Source organism: Marseilla massiliensis, assembly GCF_016899955.1.
Lineage (GTDB): Bacteria > Bacteroidota > Bacteroidia > Bacteroidales > Bacteroidaceae > Prevotella > Prevotella intestinigallinarum.
Genome location: NZ_JACJJL010000037.1, coordinates 1 through 24527 on the forward strand (window position 1 = coordinate 1; position 24527 = coordinate 24527).

The window sequence follows — 24527 nt, forward strand, 5'->3', positions numbered from 1 at the left end:
AAAGAACTCTTTCTCTCGCCGCTCATCAGGGGTTGTTCCCTGAAAGCGGATGCAAAGGTAGGCACTTTTTCACAAACTACAAAACATTCCTGCACAAAAACTCATCCGATTAACTTTTATTCACACAATTATTAGCAATAATTTAAAAACAGACGTAAAGCACATTATTATATATAACAGCTACAATTTAAAAGCACCAAGATGACTTGCTGTCAAAAACATTATGCAAAATTAATTATAGAACCCACAGATAACATTGCTGCCAAAGAAATTATCATCATACATCTTGACTTAACTCAGCACAGTTATCGAATGACAACGCGTAGGCAGCGAGCAAGTGCAGGAAACTCGCTTTCCCCACGGTGAAAAGTCCAATGACGACGCCAAGATTAACTGTGTGGAAGCTCCGACAGACAGCTTTGCAACAGTAAATATAAGTAGCTGTTCAAAATTAACCGAGACGACAGACCTTGCAGGTATCCTCTGTATCTTTGCCACCATCTTGCGTGCTCTTTCGGGCCGCATACCAAAGTCTCATCGGTCGCGTAGCCCGCTACGCTCTCTCTTCGGACGTTGGCATGCATCTCCGAAATAGCGCACAATTTGATGGCAAATAATTTTGAACACCTACTTACTTATAAAAATGGAAATGCCGTCAAAAAAGAGCGGCAATACCCATTGTTTTTAGGCCACAACACCACTGAAAAAGACATACAATGTTTCAATTGGCATCCGAAAAGTCGTTATGACACACCCTTTCCTGCGACAAAGTCCCAACAGCGTAATGTCACACCCAAAAGCCTTACACCATGTTAAGACTTACAGTTCGTTCGCCGTACAACCGATTTGTAACCACCTAACCTTTATCAAGTACCGAAATTTGCTTGGCACTCTTCAGTGTGCCAAGCCGTAGGCCAACAATGTCCACGGCCTTTACTTTGTGGAAACCCATCAAGATGTTCCACGACAGACACACGTTTATTGCATTGAGCGGAACAAGCGAAAGGGTTAAAAGCCTAATGTCGAGATGTTTCCATTTAATTTTTTATCCCGACTCGGCCGTAAGAGGCCAAGCCGGGATAATCATCCGGATGTGCAACTATGGGCATTCCTATATCCAAAATGTCAGATACAGAAAAGGCGTAGCTGCTGCATATCCTTCATATCCGTCGTCACCAAGTGACGTTCATGCCTACAGTGAGGCTTGCGTTTGAGCTCAATGGTATGCCCTCCTTGCTCTGCTTGCCCAGTATGTGATCCATGCCGACGAAGAAGTTGAAGCCCTTGGGGTGTATGTTAAGCACCCAGCCGAAACTCGTGGTGAAGCTGTTCACCGACATGTTTACGCCACCGTTGAGCCAGCCGAGCGGTTCCCAGTTGGCACTCAGGCGCCCTTCAGTCCACGTGTACGGGCCGTTGATGCGTGTGCTGCTTAGGAAACCGAATGTCATCGGCCTGTAAACGGGCAGGTTGTAGCTGCATCCCAAATTGAGCGTGGCGCCGAGCCCGGTTGTGCGCCCGCCCTGTTCGCCTTGGTCCTGAAGGTGGGCGAAGTCGGTGAGCTGGTCGCCGTAGCGGTCGGCTTTCACGTCAAGCTCCTCGCCGTGATCCGAAGATACGGCCACATCGTGGAATCCGTCAAACTCAAAAGGCTCACCGCTGCTGGCCGCACGGGCATTGTTGTTCCAGTGGATGAAACCCAGGTCGAGCAGCGCGGCGCTCACCGTCCAGTCCTCGTCGATTTTATATTCACCTCCAAGGTCGAATGCAATGCCGAAGCCCCCGAGCCCCGGCCCGTCGATGTCGACGTCGTTCACCTGCTCATAAGAGCCCAGTGCCTCGTCGTTGTAGTCCTTTTGCTCAGACTCATACTTAAACCCTTTCATCGAGACATCGGCAGTGGCCTTGCCCGTGAGCGTCCATTTGTCGGTGCCGGCCAGGTCGGCCTTCATGTCCTCCATCTTCAAGTCGGCACGTGCCGCGCCAAACAGCAGCTTGAACTTTGCGCCAACCCGCAGTTTCTCGTTGATTTTGCGCGAGTGTCCGAAGCCCAGTTCAACATAAGACATAGCGCCCACATTGATGTCGCCCATGTCGTAAGTGCGGTTGCCTGTGTTCTTTGCAAACTCGAAGAGTTCGTAAGGCAAAGACATGCCGAACGACGTGCGCGAGTTCAGTTCGATGGTGTTGTACCCGCCGAAGGCTCTGAATCCAGCCGAGAGCACCATTATGCTAACGTCGCCCACTATGCGGTTGCGCCCGGAGCTGAAGCCGTCGAGCGCGTCGGCCACGGATATGTATGGATTCATAAACGTAGTCATCTTCTTGTCGCTCGTGGCCGGATACATCGGGTTGTCCATTATCACGTCCTGGTAGCCGAAGTTTCCACGCAGGTTGACATTGATGCTTCCCAGCGCAGGTATCGACACATAGTTCTGTTCATTGGCCAGAGCCGGGTTCATGGTGTGTCGAAACTTATAGTCCTTGGTGAAGTAAGCAGAGTTGAGCCCTTGCGCCATCGCTCCGCCACCGCATAATGCCATGGCCGCAGCCATGATATATTTGTAATGATGTGAAAGTTTCATGATTATGCAAGTTTACGTTTGTTCAGTTGAAATCGCCGATGAGTGTTCCCACGAGCTTTATCTTAATGTCACGTGCTATGAGGAAATGCTTCTCTGAGTTGAGCGTCATCCCCTCCACGGGGTTGGCTCCGCCGTCGGATGCAGACGCCGTGACGTCGAACACAAGACCGTCAAGACGCGACAGCGCCCTGCCGTCATTCTGCGACACCCTGATTGTAAGCGGCGTTTCGGAAGAAGTCTCTCCGTCGGCCGACGCTATTACGGTGTTGCTCACCTCCACCTTTATCTCATCGTCGCCCATGCGCTGCCCGTCTACATCGATGGCGTATGCGCTGAGCGTGAGGTAAGCCGGCACCCGGTTTTCTATGTTTGCCGTAAACGTGATGTAAGAGTTGTCAGACAACTCGAAGTCCTCGATGTCCTCGTGCCATTCGTCAATCGTGTCCTTATACACAATCTGCGCATTCTCTGCAAAGGCTATCGGAGCCTCAACGCGATATGCCGGTTGCACCGTGTAACGGTGTCCCAGTTCAAACTCACACGTCTGGTTGCGGTCGGCACGGGCCGTGCCCTCAAACGTTATCCTGTCGGGGATGGTCTCTATCAGGGTCGACAGTTCGGACACTACCTGCACTACATCGTAGTCCTCGATGCCCTCGCCGTTGCGGCATATGCACATCTCGGTCATGCCTCCGGCCCTGACAGCCATCTCAGGAACGGTGACGCTTGCTATCGGCTGGCCGTCTTTCCATGAGGTGAGCGTGCCGCCGACAAACCCTCCCATGTTGAGGTCGCTGTTCAGCGTAAGCAATATCTGTGGGTTATACAAGTCAACGCGCACATTGCCGTCGGTCAAGAAATCGGGCACCCCCGTAATCTCTACATCACCGAGGTTGTCGAGGTCTATCTCAGGGTCAAACCTTCCGGTGACGCTCGTTATCTGCATGTCGTCGATGGCAAAGTCGCTCGAGGCCGTAAGCCCTTCTATCGAGCCACCCGAAACGGTGGCCACCGAGTTCATCGACACATGCACTCGCCCGTCGAGCACAATCTTGTCGCCCTCGATGCCGAGCGAGCCCAGCTCGTCGCTCACCCCGAAGCGAAGCCTGCTCACTCTGGCGCTGACGGTAAGGTCGCGCGAAGTGGTGATGTTGCTGAACACGATACGGCTTCCGTCGATGCTCCAAGAGCCGTCTGCACCGATATTGGCCGACACGTCGGACAGCTCCATGAACGAAGGCATCTGTATCGATATCTCGTCGAGCGAGGCAACGACAGAGCTCAGTCCGGCGGGGAAATGGAGAGAGAAACTGAGGTTGGCATCGGTCTCGGCGTAGTCGAGGCCCACCACCTCGGCCGGTTTGTCGCCGTCATACTCAAACGACTGCATATCGCCATCGGCCGACAGCACCACCGTGACGGCCCTGGCGTCGCCGGCCGACCGCGTGGCCGGCTCGACATTGATGTCAATATCGTAAGACACCGACTGGCGCTGCGTCACGCTGATGGGCGCAATCTCGGGCTGGGCCGGCTCGACGTTGTCGCCCACCTGCTCAAAAACATAATCGCCGTTGGGCCTCACCTTTACGCAGTCATCGTCGCCCAGGTCGAGCACATCGGCCAGCTTGATGGTGTCGGTCGAACTGCCAGGCAATTCAAGGCCTTCGCCCCCGAACCCCATCGTGGCGTCAACTTCGTTGAAATCGTAATCGCTGTTAACGCACGACGCCAACGCCAATCCTCCCAGCAGGGTCATTGCCGGAAGCAATCTACACTTACGAAAATAATTTTCCATGCAATTTTAATTTATATTTCAGAATATGATACACATCAATACATGAGCCCTGATCTTGGGGCAATGCGCCATGAACGACGACAATTAGTAATAATAAAGCGGTGCTACGCCTGTTTTCTGCAAAATTAAGTAAAAGTTTTGAAACTTAACACGTATTTTGTGAAAATCCCACTCATTATTTTCCATTTTACAAATAAAATCGACATACATCTGCAAAAACCCACCCTCATGAGAGCCAAATGCGGCATTGACAAACCGGCATGCACAGCACAAGCAAGCCAAATATTTGCCCACAGCCGCCACCTGCGCCAAGCCATGCAGATACAACCAACTGTGTATGCTTACGTTGCTTTCGTCAATAATGCATGGCACGGCATTATCCGTTAGAACACACCGACTATCCTGTATTACGGCAAAGCCTATAAAAACGATACGTCACACCTTAATTATTCAAAGACATTTTATATATTTGCGAAGCATGGCGTATGAATCATTGCTTTTTATGCAGCACCAAAGCATGCCGGCCATACATCAGAACGCCATCCCAGACAAAGCAACATGGGATGGCAACACTACAAACATGACAATAATAGAGTGCTGCCGAATCAAAAACCATAAGACTATGACAAAAAGTTTACGTATCTTAGCAATCATCGCAGCTGTATGCTGCTATGCACAGTGGATTGATGCACGCGTTTACTATGTAAAAACGGATGGCACGGGAAATGGCGATTCATGGCAAGAGGCAGCCGGAGACCTTGACGAGATGATGGAAAAGGCGAGCAGCGGCGACGAAATATGGATAGCCAAAGGAGTATACAAACCAACCAGGCTTATAAAGGCGAGCAAAAAGAACTCGAGGGCTTTCGTGCTGAAAGACGGCGTTTCGCTGTATGGTGGCTTCGCCGGCAACGAGTCATCGATAGCCCAACGTGAAAAAGGATGGCAGGCTTACAGTTTCACCAACGAGACTGTGCTAAGCGGAGACGACGACGTTGAGGACGTGTGGACACGCACATTCATGAATGCCACCGACTATCTGTATGGCTGGGAAGTGGAAAACAACATGATTCCCGGAACAGAAAACAACAGCAACCACATATTATACTCCAGCTCGACGCTTGAACATCCAACCACCATCAACGGCATAACCCTGAAAGGAGGGAACGCCTGTGTGTGGAATGTAAAAGCTGCCGGCGGTGCTGTATATGCCTCGGGCAATGTCCGCATCGAATCCTGCAAGGTGATGGAAAACAGCGCTTACTTCACAGCCGAGTCGGCTGCACCTCACACCCTCGGCGGCGCTGTTTACCTGGACGGCTCAGATGGCGCAGCAATCACCGACTGCCTGTTTGCGCGCAACTATTCGCACTCAAGCTACGGCGCCGGCGTTGGCGGGGCTGTTTACGCCAAAGGCACGAACATTGAGCGCTGCACATTCGAAGAATGCGTGGCATTGGACAACGGTGGAGCTGTCTACAACGACGGCGGTACACTGAAAGACTGCACGTTTACCAACTGCTATGCCGCTGCCGGGGGCGCTGTCTACAACGACGGCTACATCGACAACTGCAAGGCATACGGATGCAAGGCTTTGAAAGGGGGAGCCATCTACAATCTCGGCACAGTGAGAAACACCATTGTGGCAAACTGCAAGGCGGACACAAGACAGTACGGCGATGACAACGGCGGGAAAGGCGGAGGCATCTACAACCAATCCGGCTGGGTTGACAATGTGGCTGCATTCAACAACCTCTCGTACCAAGGGGGTGGCATATTTGTGGAAAACGGCAAGCTGACCAATGTCACCGCTCTAAACAACGAAGCCATCGACACTGCCCACGAGCCTAACGTGGCCTTTGGCGAGACTGCCTCGGAGGCCGGCAATACGGAGAATTCCATTTTCAGCAAAGACACCGAGATGTCTAACTTCAACAACCCTACCACATTCACCGGCATGGCAAGCAACGACGACCAGCTCAACATCATATGCAAGCCGACTGGAACGTGGCCTACGGGGCACCATTGGCCGGGCAAGGCTATAGCGACAACACGGCATCAGGCATCAGGCACAGGCCTACAATCGCTACCAACAACAGCCAAGCTTGGAACCTCAACGGACAGAAAGCGGGAAGGAGTCACCGCGGAATAGCAATACGGGGAGGCAAAAAAACAATAATGATGAAATAGCCACACATAAGCACACAAGTATGTGTTCAAAATTAATTGCCATCAAATTGTGAGCTATTTCGGAGATGCATGCTAAAGTCCGAAGAGTGAGCGTGGCGGGCTGCGCGACCGATGAGACTTGAATATGCGACCCGAAAGAGCACACAAGATGGTGGCAAAGATATAGAGGACAACTGCAAGGTATATTGTATCGGTTAATTTTTAAGTAGGTGTTCAAAATTAATTGCCATCAAATTGTGCGCTATTTCGGAGATGCATGCCAAAGTCCGAAGAGAGAGCGTGGCGGGCTGCGCGACCGATGAGACTTTGGTATGCGGCCCGAAAGAGCACACAAGATGGTGGCAAAGATATAGAGGACAACTGCAAGGTATATTGTATCGGTTAATTTTGAACAGCTACTTAACAGCTACTTACAGCACACCTGCCTATATAATAATGTGTGACGGCCATGCCATTGCCCGCACTTAAGGCAATGGCATGGCCTGGCCAACGCCCCTGGCGCCAAATGGCGACGCCAACCGCACAGCCACCGCGGCACGACCGAAACAGCGCACAGTGGCTGCATCGACGCCTGCAAACAGAAAGACACAACAGCTGCCGACAAGCCGGAAAGGGCATACACCGACACACAGAAAGAGCACAAACACACCACCCGGCAGACCAGACAGCCACACCAGCTTCACGCACCATGCGCAACCATGGCCATGGCCCATGCTGCCTCGGACAACAAAAACCGCCATCAAGAGCATAATTAAACATGTTTGTCATACATGATGACATCTTAACAAGATTATTTCATACTTTTATTGTGATTTTATCCGAAAAAAGTATTCATTTTAAAAGATTTCTGTTACTTTTGCAAGCGAGTTAGTATCAGAGGAAGGGAGAAATGATTGACGTCACAGAGAAAACAATAGACATCGACAAAATATTAGAAAGCAAGATGGGCGCACGCAAAAAATACGTGCCGCGCCCGCTTGTGGCATGGTTGAAACACATCGTGCACCAAGACGAAGTGAACGATTTCTTGTGGCGGAGCAAAGACAAGACAGGCGTTGAATGGCTCGAGGAATGCGTCAGCTACCTCGACATGACTCTCAAGATTCACGGTGCAGAGAACCTGCCGGCAACCGACGACGGCCGCCTGTACACCTTTGTGAGCAACCACCCGCTGGGAGGCCAGGACGGGGTGGCGCTCGGAGCGATAATAGGGCGCCACTATGACGGGCGCTTCCGCTATCTTGTCAACGACCTGCTCATGAACCTGCCGGGCCTCGCCCCGCTGTGCATCCCCATCAACAAGACCGGCAACCAGAGCCGCAACTTCCCCGCAATGGTTGAACAAGGCTTCAAGAGCGACAACCACATGCTGATGTTCCCCGCCGGAATATGCTCAAGGCGGCACAACGGAACCATACGCGACATAGCCTGGAAAAAGACTTTCATAACCAAAAGCGTTGAGTATAAGCGCGACATTGTGCCCATACATTTCAGCGGACGAAACTCCGACTTCTTCTACCGGCTGGCAAACTTCTCAGACAAATACGTCAGGAAGGTAAACATAGCCATGCTATTCCTGGCCGACGAGATGTATAAGAACGTGCACAAGACGTTCGACGTGACCATCGGCAAGCCCATACCATGGCAGACGTTCGACAAGAGCCGCACGCCGGCACAATGGGCACAATATGTAAAAGACATAGTTTACGACTTACAGCAAACACACCAATAAATGGAACAAGAGATCATCAAGCCCGTAGACAAGGCTTTGCTCAAGGGCGAGCTTACGCCCGAGAGACAGCTCAGAATGACCAACAAGAGCAACAACGAGATATACATCGTAGACATACACAACGCTCCCAACGTGGTCAGAGAGATTGGACGTCTGCGCGAGATTGTTTTCCGCGAAGCCGGAGGAGGCACCGGCAAGCCCCTCGACCTTGACGACTTTGACACGAAAGACAACTGTTACAAGCAGCTCATCGTGTGGAATCCCGAAGAGGAAGAAATAATCGGGGGCTACCGATACATCCTCGGCGCCAACGCCGACATCGACCCAGAAGGCCAACCCGTACTCGCCACGAGCCACATGTTCCACTTCTCAGACAAGTTCATTGCCGAATACCTGCCCAAGACCATCGAACTCGGACGGAGCTTCGTCTCGCCCGGCTACCAGAACACGGGCAAGCACCCGGCCAAGAGCCTGTTTGCACTCGACAACCTGTGGGACGGCCTGGGAGCGCTAACCGTGATACAGCCCGACGTAAAATACCTGTTCGGCAAGATGACCATGTATCCGTCGTACATACGCAAAGGCCGCGACATGATATTATACTTCCTGAAGAAGCACTTCGAGGACAAAGACAACCTCGTGATACCCATGAACCCGCTCAAGATAGACACCGACCCGAAAGAGCTCGAGGCCCTGTTCTGCGAAGACTCGTTTAGGGAAGACTACAAGATACTGAACCGCGAAGTGCGCCGCCTGGGCTACAACATACCGCCGCTGGTCAACGCATACATGAACCTCAGCCCCACGATGAAGCTCTTCGGCACCGCCATCAACGACGGCTTCGGCGACGTCGAGGAGACGGGAATACTCATTGCCGTCGACGAGATACTCGAGGAGAAGCGCATGAGGCACATCGACTCTTTCATCAAGGAGCACCCCGAGGCACTTCAAATTACCAGCGGGGCCAACAACGTGATATACCGGGAGCGCAAGGGCGCCTGACCCGCACAAGCCAACCGCCATGGCCCGACCGACCGCCTTGCTCATGGCCGCCATCATCTGCACGGCCATCAGCGCCGCCGCCAGGCACATCTCGCTGGATGGTTCAGACTCGGTAGTGCTGCTGGGCGACAGCATCGTCTACCGCGGGCACGCCATCGCGCTCGGGCCGAAGGCCTTCTTTGTCGACGGAAGCCTGAGCGACAGCGAAGCCAGCGCCCACCCCTACGTATTCAACTCGCTGCAAAAGGCTGTCGAAAGGCTTGCCGACGGCACCGAGGAAGAACCCATGAGGGTGTACATGGCGCCATGGGTATACTGGGCCGACAACCCCGACGACACAACCACAGCCGTGGGAACAAACGGGCGACCGCCGTTCGGCATGGTGATACGCTGCAACAACCTCCACCTGACCGGGCTTACGGCCAACCCGCGCAACGTGGTCATAGCCGCACAACGCGGCCACATGCAGGGGGCAATGGGCAACTTCACCATGCTCGACATCCACGGCGACGGCCTGCAGGTGAGCAACCTAACCATGGGAAACTTCTGCAACGCCGACCTCGACTACCCTCTGGAGCCGTCGTTGCAACGCCCGAGGCGCAGCGACGCCATAACGCAGGCACAAGTAGCCTACTGCCACGGCGACCGGGCTGTGGCGCGCAACGTGCGGTTCATAGGCCGCCTCAACCTGTGCCCCCTGGGCGGGGCGCGACGCATATTCTACGACCGTTGCCACTTTGAATGCACCGACGACGCGCTCGCCGGCAACGGCGTCTACCTGAAATGCACCATCGACCTCTACGGGCAAAAGCCACTCTACACCACGGCTGCAACCGGGGCCGTGTTCCTCGACTGCGACTTTACCGTGAAAAACAACAACCATACGATGGCATTCTGCAAAGTGCCGGGCCCGCTCACGCTCATCGACTGCCGCTACCACGCCCCAGACTCGACTTACATAGGGTGGGCAAACTACCCCGAACGGTGGCTCCGATGCTACCAGGCGGGCTTCACCCTCAACGGCAAGCCTTACCGCATAGGCTCGCGGATGGGGGCCAACACCGTGTGCATAGACGGGAAAGAGGCCCTCGCGGCATACAAGACGGTGGCAGACGGCGACACCACATACAACACATTCAACCTGCTCAGAGGCAACGACGGATGGAATCCCCAAGGCCGGGCAACCATGCCCGCCGGCGCCAACGGCTGCCACAGGCCGCCATTGCCCACATGCCTGCTGGCCAACCGCCGCCGGGCCACTGTCGATACCGGCGGAAAACCGGTGGAACTGCAGGCATTCAGCGCGCTCAACGGGGGCTACAAGCCCGGCAGCACGGCCGACACGGCAACGGTAAGCTGGGCCATCGAACGGGGATTTGAGCGCTATGCCCTGCTGACAGACCTGGGCCACGGACGCTGCACGGTAAGCTCGCTCAACGACGACGACACCACGGTGACATTCACCGTCGTTGCCGCCACTGCCACCGGACTTCAGGCGGCTGTCGAAGTGAGCGCCGTGCCAAGGCCCCTGCCCGCCCCCGCCTTCACGGAGGAGCCGCGGCTGGCCATGGGCGACAGCATCACGCTATGCTACGGCATCGACCTGCGCGGGCGCGAAGACCGCTCAAGAATAACGTGGTACCGCTGCCGCGACAGCAGGGGCAACGGAGCCATACCCGTGGCCGTGGGCCATGGCGGCAAGCCCCTGCGCTCCTACAGGCTCACAAGGGCCGACGCCGGATGGCACATCATGGCAAGCATAGAGCCGGCCCACGTGCGCTCGAGGGCTGGCAAGGCCGTGAGGGTGGTAACAGACTCGCCGGTAGACATAGGCCGAACACCCGAAGAGCGGTGCGTAGAAACCGACTTCAGCACGCTGCCCACGGCATGGCAGCCTATGGTAGCGCCCGGTTTCTGGACTGTCGACGGCCACAAGCCCTCTGACACGCAGGCCTACCAATGGGCGTTCGACCGCAACACTGACATGTGGACCTACGGCAGCGGATTCAACGGCGCCCGGGGCATGGGCTTGCTTCAGGCGCAACGCGGAGCCCGGCTGCTATACACGCCGGCCGAGCCCCACGGCGGCGACATGAGGGTGACGCTGGTGGTCGACCCGACCAAGACGGCCGGACAGGGCTTCGGCAGCGCCACCGGGCAATACATGGACGTATACATCAAGTTTGACACGCGCACGCTGAGCGGCTATGCACTGCGCATAGAGCGCACACCGAAACACGCCAAGGCCGTCGACTTCAGGCTGATGAGATACGACAACGGCAAGGCCACTCCAATATCCGAAGCCGTCAGCGCCACATGCTACCGCACCCGATGCACCATAACCGTGGCCACCGACGGACAGAGGCTTACAGCCCACGCCGAGACCACTGCGCCGCCGCAAGCCGGATCGGGACTGACGAACACCGTCGACCTGTCGGCCGACATTGACCCATCGGCCCACGGGGGCTGCGGGGTGCAGCACACGGGCTCGTGCGGCGAAAGCACCACTATGCTGCACTACATGAAAATAGAATACGACACCGACTGAACAAGCTGACATTATTCGGTGTGCCCCGTGAGCGGCCGGGCCTTTGCCGGCAACCGGCTGTCCACGGCCCGAATGCCGTGGCGAGGGGGCAAGAGGCTATGCCGGCACTTGCCACGACGCGCCCATTTGTAAACAAAACGCAGACCATGGCCATTTGCGCATGCCACACCTCACCCTGGCGCAACACGCTGAGTGCCAACAATTTCCAAACGACGCCCTTCCTTGCCCGCAAAACGGCTCCTGTTGGAGCCTGAAAAAGGCCATACGGCAACACCAGACGGCCCGTTCGGCAACGTCAAACGGCAGTTATTTTTTCGCCGAAGCGCGGTTGTAAACATAATTCCGCGGCGCCCGGCCACCGCCGATGCGCTTCCGCCACCCAGAAACTGTTTTTATTTTAAGTAGGTGTTCAAAATTAATTGCCATCAAATTGTGCGCTATTTCGTAGATGCATGACAAAGTCCGAAGAGAGAGCGTAGCGGGCTACGCGACCGATGAGACTTTGGTCTGCGGCCCGAAAGAGCACACAAGATGGTGGCAAAGGTATAGAGGACAACTGCAAGGTCTATTGTATCGGTTAATTTTGAACAGCTACTTACCAACTGCCCGACGGCGTTGGATTTCAGAGCCAGGCCTGTCCGTTTGCCGGGGAGCATAGCGGGCTGCCTGACGAGGCACATGGTCGAACATGCCCCCAAAGGCACGCAAGGCGGCAGTGACAAAAATATGATTTGGCAAAAGCAATGCAGCTTCTCTGCCGGGATGCCCGGAAAGCGCCCCGGCCTAAGTCGTAGCGTGCTACGGCAAGACCCCGACAAAGGCAACATGGCGGCAATGGCGCCGAGGCGCAGGGCGGGCTTCACACTACAGCCAGGCGTAACACACGGTGGCGGCAAAGCCTTTTTTCAACAAGCCTGCACCACCGCTCCACCACGCCAGCCGCGACGCCACCCAGCCACACAACACGCATGCAGCAGCCCGAAAGGGCTGACGACGCCACGGCATCGACACGACACAGGACAAGAAAAGCGAAAACATAACAAGAAAAAATGGCGAAAATGTAACTAACTATAGAAAATTTGAGTACCTTTGTAGCTAATTCATAAAGACCGACTAAACAAATGCCAACGATGAAAATCGGACTGTTTATCCCTTGTTATGTCGACGCCCTATACCCGCAAGTAGGCGTAGCGACATACAAATTGCTAAAGAGTCTGGGCCTCGACGTGACCTACCCGCTGGGCCAGACTTGCTGCGGGCAACCCATGGCCAACGCCGGATTCGAGAGCATGGCCGAAGGATTGGCCAACAAGATGGACGAGCTCTTCGCGGGCTTCGACTATGTTGTGGCGCCATCGGCCAGCTGCGCCGCATTCATAAGGCTCAACTACCCCCACGTGCTCAAGGGAAAGCACGAGTGCCAGACGGCAAAGAAAACCACCGACCTGGTGGAGTTTCTACACGATGTGCTCAAAGTGACAAAACTGCCCGGGCGATTTCCCCACGTGGTCAGCGTCCACAACTCTTGCCACGGCGTGCGCGAACTGGGTCTGTCGTCGCCCAGCGAGCGCAACATTGAGCGCTACTCGAAAATAAAAGACCTGCTAAGCCTCGTCGACGGCATAACAGTGCGCGAGCCCGAACGAGTGGACGAGTGCTGCGGCTTCGGCGGAATGTTCGCCGTGGAAGAGCCCGACGTATCTGTAAGGATGGGCACGGAAAAGGTTGAACGCCACATGGCCACGGGGGCGGAATACGTAACCGGCCCCGACAGCTCGTGCCTGATGCACATGGAAGGCATTGCCCGCAGGCTGGGCAAGCCCATCAAATTCATTCACGTAGCCGAAATATTATCAGCAGGACTATGAGCACATTACATTCAAAGGCGGCCGCGGCATTCCTTGCCAACGCCAAGAAAGTGACATGGCACGACGAGACCTTCTGGTCGCTGAGGGCCAAGCGCGACACCATGGCCCACGAGACAGGCGAATGGGAACAACTGCGCGATGCCGCAAGTGCCATCAAGAAGCACACGCTTACACACCTCGACAAATACCTGGAGCATTTTGCCGGCAATGCCGAAAAAAACGGGGTCACCGTCCACTGGGCCAAGGATGCCGGAGAGTTCAACGCCATCGTGCTCGGCATACTGCGCGACCACGGCGTGAAGAAGATGGTGAAAAGCAAGTCGATGCTCACCGAGGAGTGCGAGATGAACCCCTACCTCGAGCAGCACGGCATAGACGTGGTGGAGACAGACCTCGGCGAGCGTATACTGCAACTGATGCACCAGAAGCCCAGCCACATAGTGATGCCGGCCATACACATCACGCAAGAAGAGGTGGGCAAGCTGTTTGAGAAGGAAATAGGGAGCCAGCCGGGCAACTACGACCCCACATACCTCACTTACTGCGCACGCCAGAGCCTGCGCAACGAGTTCCTTACTGCCGATGCAGGCATGACCGGGGCCAACTTCGGGGTGGCCGAAACGGGCGAGATTGTGGTGTGCACCAATGAGGGAAACGCCGACATGGCCACCTCGGTGCCTAAGCTGCACATAGCCGCCATGGGCCTCGAGAAGGTGATACCCGACCGCCGGTCGCTGGCCGTGTTCCAGAGGCTGCTGTGCCGCAGCGCCACAGGGCAGCCCACAACGACCTACACCTCACACTTCGCCAAGCCGCGCCCGGGGGGCGAGATGCACATAATACTCGTAGACAACGGCCGATCAGACATTCTTGCCGACACCGAACACTGGCAGACACTGAAGTGCATCAGGTGCGGGGCGTGCATGAACACGTGCCCCGTCTACCGCCGAAGCGGAGGCTATTCATACACCTATTTCATACCCGGACCGATAGGAATAAACCTCGGTATGGCGCACGACAAATATAAATATACCGACAACGTGAGCGCATGCTCGCTGTGTTGCTCGTGCGACAACGTGTGCCCGGCAGAGGTTAACCTGTCGGAACAGATTTACCTGTGGCGCCAAAAGCTCGACTCGCTGGGCAAGGCAAGCCAGGAAAAGAAATGGATGAGCCGGGGAATGAAGCTCGTGTTCGACCACCACGCACTGTACAGCACCGCGCTGAAGTTTGCCCCGCTGGCCAACCACGCGCCGCGCTTCGCCCTCTACAACAACCTCAACGCATGGGGAAAAGGGCGCGAACTGCCTGTATTTGCTAACGAATCATTCCAAACCATGTGGAAAAAAGGAAAAGTGAAATGAGCAAGAAAGAAGACATAATAGGAAAGATCAGGGCGGGAAAACACATGGAGTACGACATGCCCGACCTCAGCCTGCTGAACGCCACTACCTTCGCCGACCCGGTGGATGAGTTCCGCCGGATGAGCAAACACTCGGGGGCAGACGTTGTCGACGCGGCCGACGGCGACGACATCAACGAAATCGTCAGACGGGCTTACCCCGACGCCAAGGCCATTGCATCAAACCTCGACTGCGTGACCATAGCCAACAGGAACCCCGACACCGTCGACGAGGCGCAAGACCTGAACGGTACGGACGTGGCCGTGGTGAAAGGCGACCTTGGAGTGGCCGAAAACGGATGCGTGTGGATACCGCAGACAATGAAGGAACGCGCCGTGTGCTTCATAGCCGAGTATCTGGTCATAATCCTGAAACGCAGCGACATAGTAAGCAACATGCACGAGGCGTATGCCAGGATAAAGACAAATGACTATGGATACGGATGCTTCATCAGCGGACCATCGAAGACTGCAGACATCGCCCAGGCTCTCGTCATGGGGGCGCAGGCCGCAAGGGGAGTAACCGTCGTGCTCGTCTGACTCTACACATCAAATGCCCCGAACATGCACACTCACTCAGGATAATGTGCAAGTCGGGGCATTTCTATCATGAAAAAAGGCTGCAGAAGGTTTAAAAAGTTAAAAATTCACATCGGAATAATGTTTTTATCGAAAACTATTTTGAACGAGATATTTTTATAGTAACTTTGCAAGCCTATAACAATATGCATGATATAATGAAGTTACATAAGCTATTCCTGCTCGCCACGGTGTGCTGCACGCTGTCGGCATGCTTCAAAGACGAGCCTGCAAACGCTGAATGCGACATTGAAAAAGCATGGATTCACGCTGAGAATCCACAAGACATGTTCTATAATCTCAGCGACACTCTGGTAAATGTATTATATACTGACAACTTGATTACATTCGATGTAAAACCCCAAACCGACCTGACAGCGATTGCCCCGATATTCCAGGTGACGCCGGGAGCAACGGTCTCGCCGGCCAGCGGGTCGGTACAAGACTTCAGCCACGGCCCCGTGACATACAAAGTGAAGTCGGAAGACGGCCAATGGGAACGGGAGTACTATGTATATTTCAACATCGTGACGCGCACAGAGACCGACACGATAAGGTACGACTTTGAGGATTTCACAATAAACGAGCGCCATTACTACGCTTGGAACCACACCCTCTCGCGCTGGGACACCGGCAACGGCGGCTACGCAATGACCGGAATGGCAACCAAGTACGACCCTGACCAAGGCAAATATGTCACCGATTCGATGGCATTCCCAACCATACCGTATGCCGACGGCTACGACGGCTATGCCGTGAAACTGACTACCCAGAATACAGGAGCGTTCGGGGCAATGATGAATATGCGCATTGCTGCCGGCAACCTGTTCATCGGTGCGTTCGACGTTTCGATGGCAGTGACCGACGCAATGAAGGCCACAAGGTTTGGAGAACCCTTCGACCGCACACCGTCAAAGTTCAGGGGATACTACCAGTATGAGCCCGGAGAGCAGTACCAGGACGAGAATGGCAGCACGATTGCAGACAAGACAGACCAGGGCGACATCTATGCCGTGTTCTACCGCAACCACAACGAAGCCAACGAAACCATAGTGCTCAACGGTGACGACGTGAAGACGAGCCCCTACATCGTGGCCATTGCACAAGTGACAAACATCGTCCCCACCAACCAGTGGACTGAGTTCGAGGCCGACTTCGTATTCAGCGAAGACATAGACCAAACTTTGCTCAACAACCGCGGATACAGCCTGGCCATCGTATTCTCGTCGAGTGTCGACGGCGCATACTTCAAAGGGGCTATAGGAAGCACGCTACTCATAGACAAAGTGGAACTAATATGCACAGACATACAGTAATGACAATGAAGAGAATCATCATATCTGCTGTTGCCATGGCAGCCTTTTCGGCATCTGCAAAGGCGTTTACGCTGAGCTTACCCGAAGACATACGCTACAGCGTAAAGCTGGGATACAACATCGGAGGCACCGCCCCGCTTGGAATACCGGCCACGATACGCAAGATGAACAGATACAAGATGCAGTCAAACTACTCACTCGCGTTCGACATGCAGAAGCAAATCAAAGGACGATGGGGGGCGATGACGGGCATCAAACTGGAAAACAAGGGCATGGAAGTAGACGCCACGGTGAAGAATTACCACATGTCCATGGTGAAGGGCAGCAGCAGGCTGACAGGCTACTACACCGGCAACACGGTGATAAAGGCTGAAGAGTGGGCCCTCACACTGCCCATACAGGCCACCTATACACCGGCGAAGAACGTGCTGGTAAGGCTCGGCCCGTATGTGTCGTACGTCACTTCGCGCAAATTCGACGGCTATGTCTATAGCGGATACTTACGCGAGAACACACCGACAGGGGCAAAGATACTGATGGGAGACAGCGAAAGCGAGGGGGCAACGTTCGACTTCAGCGACGACATGCGCCACTGGCAGTTTGGCATCGACGCCGGGGTCGACTGGTATGTGTATAAGCGCTGGGGTATCTACGCCGACCTTTCATGGGGCTTCACAAACATATTCAAGAAGGGGTTCGACACCATTGAACAGAAGCTTTACCCCATTTATGGAACTGTTGGGGTAACTTATAATCTCAAATAATGACTATAACAAAGTAAAACCAATAAGAAAGAAGCAAATGAAAAAACTTTTAACATTAGCTGCATTGGCCTTTGCGGCCTTTACAGCCCAGGCAACCGACTACACTGACGTGTTGAAAGTAACGGTTAACGGCAACGCCTTGCCAGACCAGGAAACGACGGTTTCGATTGACGCCAACGAGAATCAGAGATACAAACTGAGCCTCACCAACCTGGTGCTCCAGATGGGAGCCCAATCAATAGGCATCGGAAACATCGTTGTAGACGACGTTCCCGGAACCGTGGATGGCGACGTCACCACCATCAGGACATCCCAATCAATCAACATTACCGACGGCGACTTGGAGGGAATTTCCTTGTGGATTGGCCCCAGCTTAGGCTCGGTACCAATTGAACTCACCGCCGAGATACGTGGAAGCCAACTCTATTTCATCATAAACATAGACATGACAGCCTCTCTCGGGCAGACCATCAGCGTGCAGTTTGGCAATGGCGGCTACCAGATAGGCAATTCTGGATTCGAGAACTTCCACACTGCTACAGCCGGTTCGGCCACAAGCGACGAGCCAAACAACTGGCACTCGTTCATGAGCTGCACCGGAATGCTGGCCGGCATCGTAAGCAGCGTGCCCCACACATTCATCAGTGACGACGTGCGCCCGGGCTCCACAGGCACCAAGAGCGTGCTCATCAAGTCTGGTCTCGCCCTCGGCTCTATCGTAGCCAACGGCACCCTGACAACAGGACGGCTGAAAGCCGGCGGCTTCTCGGCCACAAGCACCGACAACAATGCGTTCCTCGACATAACCAGCAAAGAAGTAGACGCCAACGGCGACCCCTTCTACGCCCTGATAAACGGCAAGCCCGACTCTCTCGCCGTATGGGTTAAGTTCAAGCAGGAGACACCCGTCGAGGAGCATCCTTACGCCACCATCACTGCCGTGATAACCGACGGCTCATACTATCAGGAGCCTGTCGACAAGGATTACACCGACATAATAGTGGGCCGCGCCGCCGACACGAAGATTGCAAGCAACGGCTTTGCATGGCAGAAACTTGTAATGCCGTTTGACTATTCGGCATATACGGAGAAAGACCCGAAGGCTATTCTCGTCACAATATCCACCAACGCCGACCCGGGCGAAGGCACAGGGGCCGACTCTTTGCTCGTGGATGACTTTGAACTGATATACAACGGCACAGCCACCGGCATCAGCGTGAAGGGCAATGCGGTAGAGAACTTTGCCCCCGCAACAAGCGATTACACTCTGAGCATTAAGGGAATCGGTGAGATTACAGCCGAAGACGTAGCCGTGACCACCAATGCCAAAGATGCCAAAGTGACCGTCGATGTGGTTCATACCGACGACGGCGCCGGCACAAGCATCGCCACCATCACTGTGATGTCGGCCGATTTGAAAAAGGTCTCAACCTACACCGTTACAGTGACCGACCCGGACATTGCCGACGGCATCGACAACCTGACCATCGACGACAATGCCATTGAAGGCATATACAACCTCAACGGCCAGCGCATAGAGACGCCTGTGAGCGGCCAGGTATACATCACCAAGTATGCCGACGGCAAGACTGTGAAGACCATAATGAAGTAACAACACAACCAAACTGACTCGACAAGGGGGAGACGGCACAACGACGTCTCCCCCTTTTTGTGCTTGCTGCAGGATGGACATGGCGCTGGAAAGGCCTATTGCAGCCGCAAGCCTTCGGGCAACAAGCAGCAGTCATGAACCACAAACAGACTTCGGCAGGGCCTTACGGCCAAGAAAGATGCTTACAAAATGCAGCCCCACAGATGGCCGACACCACTATCCGGCTGCCACAACGCCCGTTTTGCGATGCCAAACGGCCTGTTTTACCATGCAAGACGACCGATATCGTACGGCAAAACGGCCTCCGTCGCAATGTGCTCACAGCCAGGCTATTGGCATGGCGACCCGCAAGGCGACATTGTTTTTACAAAAACGCCAGGCAAACGAGCCCACACTGACATTGAAACATGGCCCCGCCGCAAACAGCCAACAACCGACAGCGCCCCCGGGAGGCCTATATGCCACCCGGGGGCGCTGCATTGCGCGGGCCGAAAACACAGCCCAGCCTCAGCGACCGAAGCTGTTGAGCAATTCTATAATGGTAAGGACTTCGCGCTTTTCGAGCACCTGGTTGCACGGAATGCTCAGTTCCCGGGCATGTATTTGCTCTGTAACAGGCAGGCTCATGCCAGCCCACTCTTCATAGCACTGCTGCCGGTGGGGCGGTATCGGATAGTGAATCATGGTCTGGACACCGTTTTCTGCCAGATACTCCTGCAGTTCGTCGCGCCTCTCGCACATCACGGGGAATATGTGGAACACACTGTTTCGCCAATAGTCCTGCCCAGGCAAAACAATCAGCGGGTTGTCCACATTCTCTATGTAATCCAAGGCCACACTGCGCCTGAGCATGTTCTCCTCGTCGAGATGGGCCAGCTTGACGTCGAGCACAGCAGCCTGCAGCTCGTCCATACGGCTGTTCATGCCCTTGTAACGAAACACATACTTGCGCGAAGAGCCATAGTTGGCCAGAGCTCGCACGGTGGCCGCCAGCTCCACGTCGTCGGTAGTAACAGCCCCTGCGTCGCCAAGCGCCCCGAGGTTCTTGCCCGGATAGAAGCTGTGGCCGGCAGCGTCGCCGAGCGCTCCCGTGCGTTTGCCGCCATACCTAAGCCCGTGTGCCTGTGCGTTGTCTTCTATCAGGCGCAATCCCCGGCTGCGGCATATCTCCCCAATGCGTTCGGAGTAGGCGCACCTACCGTAGAGATGAACAATCATGACAGCCTTCGTACGCGGCGTGAGAGCCTGCTCTATCAGTCCGTCGTCTATCTGCAAGGTGTCGGGGCGCGGCTCTACAAGCACAGGCCTCAACCCATTCGCGGTGATGGCGAGTATTGATGCAATGTATGTGTTGGCCGGCACAACAACCTCGTCGCCCGGCTTCATCACCCCCATCTCAATGTATGCACGCATTATCAGCGTCAGAGCATCGAGCCCGTTGCCGCAAGCCACGCAATGCTCCGTGCCGATGAACCCGGCGTAATGACGCTCGAAGCGCGACGTGGCCTCGCCCTGCAGATACCACCCACTGTCAATCACCTGCTCCACGGCGGCCTTGATCTCGCCCGAGTAGACCTCGGTGACTTTCTTCAAATCCAGATACTTTATCATCTCGAAATATGTTTTAAACTGTCTGCGGCCAGGCAATGCCGCGGTTTGGGCCTGCCGGCGGGCCCTCGGCTACAAGCTCCACTCATACCAGTCGTAGCACACGCCGCGCCCGCCGAACCCCTCTTTCTGGTAGATGAGCGATTCGTTGAGCACGCGGCCGCAGTCTTCGGTCGACTTGCCGAAGTCGAAATACAGGCAGTCGGCAAAGTCGCCGTTGAGTATTCGGTCGTATATCGCATCGATGACACGCAGCGCCTTACCCTCGGCCGACGCCGAAATATACTGTGCGTGCACCACCTGTGGCGTGACATAAAGCACGGTTCCGCCAAGCACCCGGCCGTCGCGGCGCGCCACATAGAGCAATATGTTGTCTGGGAACCGCGACTTGAGCAGCCTGATCTCGCCAAGCGAGTGAACGGGTCGGGCCCCGTGGCTGCGCATCAGGTTGTCTTCGAGCACCGGCCAGAAGCCTTCGAAGTCGTCGCTGAGCTCGACCGCCACCCCGTTATTGCGGCAACGGTTGATGCCATAGCGGCGGTCGCGGTGCCACTTCAGCCGGTGGGGCTGCATGATGGCCGACGAGATGTCGCGCGCCACGAGCCTTGCCCGGCACACGCGGAACAGCGCGTAGAGGTCTTCTTCGGCCGGTATACGGTGGTATATCCACGGAACGGCCTTGTAGACCACGCGCCGCAGTCCCTCGCCACGCATGTAAGCGTTAACAGCCTCAAACGTCTCGACCACTGCCGACGCCGTTGCCGACGGGCCGGTGACCAGCCCCCCGTATGTCAGTCCGCGGTGGGAGCAAAGCACATCGCCCTCCCTGTTGGCCGGCAACAGTGCAAACAGCCGCCCGTCGCGGTAAACCATGAACGACGAGTCGGCAAACCGGTCGCTGTGGTAGTCCATATACCGGCGGTCGAAAAGAAACGTACCGTTCTTCGACTCGGCCACAAACGCATTCCACTCTGACGCGCTCTGTGGTTCGTAATGCCTTATGTCTATCATCTGCCGCGCAAGTATTCCAGGTAGTCGCCGTAGTCGCGGATGTAGTCTTCTTCCTCGAATGGCTCAGAAGCCATCACCAGGCACACCGCGCCCGACGAGAAATCGTCGAGCGTCCGCCACACTCCCGTCTCGACGAGCAGCCCCTGGTATGGATGGTTGAGCAGGAACGTCTGCTTCTCGCGGCCGTCGTCGAGCGTCACCGTGAAGCTCCCGCTCACGGCGACGATAAACTCCCGGCACGCCTTGTGGGCATGGCCGCCGCGGCATTCGCCCGCAGGCACGTCGTAGACCCAATACACCCGGGCCACGCCGAAAGGCAAGTGGCTGTGGGCTTCGGCCACGGTAAGGTTGCCACGCGGGTCGGCTATGCGCGGCAAGTCAATCAATCTTCCTTCAGACTTATCCATTGCAATAGTATGAATGTGCCGGGCAACCCGCCATGCCAGCGTGTGCCTGTCGGGCTGCCCGGCCTTTACGGTCGAAAATTGTCAGCGTATCACTGTAGCCGCCAGGCGCTTGGCCTTGTCGCGCAACGGCGTTGTGTCGGCGTCGGCGGGACCGTAGCACAGCACCACTCCCATGCGCCGGCCCGGGTGTTGCTCCGGTTTGCCGAAAATGCGCACACGGGTGTAGTCTTCGCTCAGCGCGTCGACGAGGTTGTATTCGGGCACGCCGCCCTCGCCCTTGGCCAGCACCACCGCGCTTGCACCGGCGTGCTCAAGGTGTATGCCGGCAATGGGCAGTCCCATGACAGCACGGAAATGCAGCTCAAACTCGCTCAGGTTGGTGGTATGCCCCAGCGTCACCATGCCTGTGTCGTGCGGTCTGGGCGACAGCTCCGAGAAGATGACCTCGCCTTGCTTGGTCAGGAAGAACTCCACGCCCCACAGACCGGCTCCCGTCAGCGCCTCGGTGACGCGGCCTGCTATGTGTTGCGCTGCCGCCAGAGCCTCGGCAGAGATGCTGTATGGCTGCCAGCTCTCGCGGTAGTCGCCGCCTTTCTGCACGTGGCCTATGGGCGGGCAGAATAGCGTGGGCCCTTCTTTCTGGGTAACGGTAAGCAGGGTGAACTCGCTGTCAAAGTCGATAAACTCCTCCACAATCACCTCTTTCACATCGCCGCGACTGCCCTCCATGGCATCGTTGAAGGCTTTCTCAAGCTCAGCCTCGCTGTGAACGTAGCTCTGTCCGTGGCCCGACGACGACATGAGCGGCTTGACCACACACGGGAAGCCTATGTCGGCGGCAGCCGCCTTCATCTCGTCGAAGGTCTTGGCATAGTGGTATCGGGCCGTGCGCAGCCCCAGTTCCTTGGCGGCGAGGTCGCGTATGGCCCGCCGGTTCATGGTGTAGTTGACGGCGCGTGCGCTCGGCACCACCTGCATTCCCTGCCTCTCGTAGTCGAACAGGCGCTCGGTGCGTATGGCTTCAATCTCCGGCACAATGATGTCGGGCTTGTGTCTGGCCACGGCAGCGTCGAGGGCGTCGCCGTCGAGCATGCTGAACACATCGCACTCATCGGCCACCTGCATGGCAGGGGCGCCGGCATAGCGGTCGCAAGCCACGACATACTGCCCTGCCCGCTTGGCTGCAATGACGAACTCACGGCCCAGTTCGCCTGAGCCAAGCAACAAAATCTTCTTCATTTTCATAATACTTAACTATGGCATAACGCGATGTTTGCCACTGATTCGGTAATTGTCTTCGTTTTATGCAAAGGTAAACATTATTTTCTTCTTGCCAAAGAATATACGTAAAAATATGTTTTTCGACTATAAACCCAAACGGGTCGTAAGGCCGCCGACGGCTTACGCTACAGCTGGTCTTGCGGTAATAAATAGTGACAAAAGCGATGCCGGAACGCCGAAAGGGCGATGCTGCTGTGCAGAATGGGCCGTTTTGCAGTCCGAAACGGCCCGTTTCGTGGTGCAGGACAGCCCGTTTCAGACTGCCATACGGCCAGCATTGCAACCCTCTGTGAGCCAGGCTGTTGAAGAAAACCACAGGGATGGTGGCAATGTTTTACAATAAACTCATCCCCGAGAAGCCTGCAACGCCTGCCGGGGATGAGGATTTGATGCGGCGGCCAAGGCACAACGCCTCGACTGCTCAGCGGCGGGCGCTGCCCATGCCCTCGCGTATGACCTGCCACTCGGGCGTCACGGCCAGGCGGCGCACGCAGTTGTCGATAAGCGCCATCATGTCTTCGGGCGAGAGCGAGCGGCTCTGCGCTATCTCGCCGAGGCTGCGGCGTTGGGCCCCAAACAAGCCGTAGTAGTCGGTTAGCGCCTGTTCGTCGGCGGCGCCGAGCAGCCGCAACAAGTGCTCCATGTAGTGAACTGTCTCGTGGGGCACCGTCTCGGGGTTCATCCCAAGCCTCACGAGAAAGGTGTTCAGTGATGCCGAAAGTGCGTCCATGCCTGTGTTGCTCAGCGGTTCTTGTACATGTCGTCGTAATAACGCTGGTAGTCGCCGCTCGTCACGTTGTCCATCCACTCCTGGTTGTCGAGATACC

At 55.6% G+C, this 24527-nt stretch carries 19 protein-coding genes; 11 read left to right on the forward strand and 8 right to left on the reverse strand.

What is annotated here, in order from left to right:
- Window positions 1–1172: 1172 nt before the first annotated feature.
- A complete protein-coding gene (locus H6B30_RS14640) occupies window positions 1173–2585 on the reverse strand; it encodes a DUF5723 family protein (protein ID WP_205111905.1) in 1413 nt (470 codons plus the stop codon).
- Window positions 2586–2607: 22 nt separating this feature from the next.
- Window positions 2608–4380: a hypothetical protein gene (locus tag H6B30_RS14645; protein ID WP_205111907.1), complete on the reverse strand. Its 1773-nt coding sequence runs from the start codon at window positions 4378–4380 to the stop codon at window positions 2608–2610.
- Between the two features lie 159 nt (window positions 4381–4539).
- Between H6B30_RS14645 and H6B30_RS14650 the strand changes: the two genes are divergently transcribed.
- The 11 genes from H6B30_RS14650 to H6B30_RS14700 all read left to right on the forward strand — a co-directional run bounded on the left by H6B30_RS14650 (window position 4540) and on the right by H6B30_RS14700 (window position 19393).
- Window positions 4540–4767 carry a hypothetical protein gene (locus tag H6B30_RS14650; protein WP_205111909.1) on the forward strand — a complete coding sequence of 76 codons (228 nt, stop codon included), beginning with the start codon at window positions 4540–4542 and terminating at the stop codon, window positions 4765–4767.
- Between the two features lie 235 nt (window positions 4768–5002).
- Window positions 5003–6532, forward strand: coding sequence for a right-handed parallel beta-helix repeat-containing protein (locus H6B30_RS14655; RefSeq protein ID WP_205111911.1), 1530 nt, complete (start codon window positions 5003–5005; stop codon window positions 6530–6532).
- 927 nt (window positions 6533–7459) lie between these two features.
- Window positions 7460–8302, forward strand: a complete 843-nt coding sequence (glsA, locus tag H6B30_RS14660) for a lyso-glycine lipid O-acyltransferase GlsA (protein WP_205111913.1) — start codon at window positions 7460–7462, stop codon at window positions 8300–8302.
- Complete coding sequence (glsB, locus tag H6B30_RS14665) at window positions 8303–9304, forward strand: glycine N(alpha)-acyltransferase GlsB (RefSeq protein WP_205111915.1); 1002 nt, start codon at window positions 8303–8305, stop codon at window positions 9302–9304.
- A 19-nt stretch (window positions 9305–9323) separates the two neighbouring features.
- Window positions 9324–11852 carry a pectinesterase gene (locus tag H6B30_RS14670; RefSeq protein ID WP_205111917.1) on the forward strand — a complete coding sequence of 843 codons (2529 nt, stop codon included), beginning with the start codon at window positions 9324–9326 and terminating at the stop codon, window positions 11850–11852.
- Between the two features lie 1130 nt (window positions 11853–12982).
- A complete protein-coding gene (locus H6B30_RS14675; RefSeq protein ID WP_205111918.1) occupies window positions 12983–13720 on the forward strand; it encodes a (Fe-S)-binding protein in 738 nt (245 codons plus the stop codon).
- On the forward strand, window positions 13717–15084 hold the full coding sequence (locus tag H6B30_RS14680) for a lactate utilization protein B (protein ID WP_205111920.1): 1368 nt from the start codon (window positions 13717–13719) through the stop codon (window positions 15082–15084). Before H6B30_RS14675 ends, H6B30_RS14680 begins: the two co-directional genes overlap by 4 nt.
- Entirely contained in the window at window positions 15081–15662 is a 582-nt protein-coding gene (locus H6B30_RS14685; protein ID WP_205111922.1) for a LutC/YkgG family protein, read from the forward strand. Before H6B30_RS14680 ends, H6B30_RS14685 begins: the two co-directional genes overlap by 4 nt.
- A 197-nt stretch (window positions 15663–15859) precedes the next feature.
- Window positions 15860–17017 (forward strand): PCMD domain-containing protein, encoded by a 1158-nt coding sequence (locus H6B30_RS14690; protein WP_239484131.1) that lies wholly within the window; start codon window positions 15860–15862, stop codon window positions 17015–17017.
- A 5-nt stretch (window positions 17018–17022) separates the two neighbouring features.
- Window positions 17023–17781 (forward strand): porin family protein, encoded by a 759-nt coding sequence (locus tag H6B30_RS14695; RefSeq protein ID WP_205111926.1) that lies wholly within the window; start codon window positions 17023–17025, stop codon window positions 17779–17781.
- A 37-nt stretch (window positions 17782–17818) separates the two neighbouring features.
- Entirely contained in the window at window positions 17819–19393 is a 1575-nt protein-coding gene (locus H6B30_RS14700; RefSeq protein WP_205111928.1) for a calycin-like domain-containing protein, read from the forward strand.
- 507 nt (window positions 19394–19900) lie between these two features.
- Here the strand turns inward: H6B30_RS14700 and H6B30_RS14705 are convergent.
- The 6 genes from H6B30_RS14705 to H6B30_RS14730 all read right to left on the reverse strand — a co-directional run.
- Window positions 19901–21004, reverse strand: coding sequence for a DegT/DnrJ/EryC1/StrS family aminotransferase (locus H6B30_RS14705; RefSeq protein WP_205111930.1), 1104 nt, complete (start codon window positions 21002–21004; stop codon window positions 19901–19903).
- Window positions 21005–21073: 69 nt separating this feature from the next.
- Window positions 21074–22012: a GNAT family N-acetyltransferase gene (locus H6B30_RS14710; protein ID WP_205111932.1), complete on the reverse strand. Its 939-nt coding sequence runs from the start codon at window positions 22010–22012 to the stop codon at window positions 21074–21076.
- Window positions 22009–22419, reverse strand: coding sequence for a sugar 3,4-ketoisomerase (locus H6B30_RS14715; RefSeq protein ID WP_205111934.1), 411 nt, complete (start codon window positions 22417–22419; stop codon window positions 22009–22011). The genes H6B30_RS14710 and H6B30_RS14715 overlap by 4 nt, the downstream gene beginning before the upstream one ends.
- 81 nt (window positions 22420–22500) lie before the next feature.
- The gene (gene purT / locus H6B30_RS14720) at window positions 22501–23658 is read right to left on the reverse strand and encodes a formate-dependent phosphoribosylglycinamide formyltransferase (protein ID WP_205111936.1); all 1158 of its coding nucleotides are present in this window, start codon (window positions 23656–23658) and stop codon (window positions 22501–22503) included.
- Window positions 23615–24016: a hypothetical protein gene (locus H6B30_RS14725; protein WP_205111938.1), complete on the reverse strand. Its 402-nt coding sequence runs from the start codon at window positions 24014–24016 to the stop codon at window positions 23615–23617. Before H6B30_RS14725 ends, purT begins: the two co-directional genes overlap by 44 nt.
- 105 nt (window positions 24017–24121) lie before the next feature.
- Window positions 24122–24527, reverse strand: a 406-nt coding sequence (locus tag H6B30_RS14730; protein WP_205111939.1) for a hypothetical protein, incomplete at its 5' end; no start/stop codon positions are given.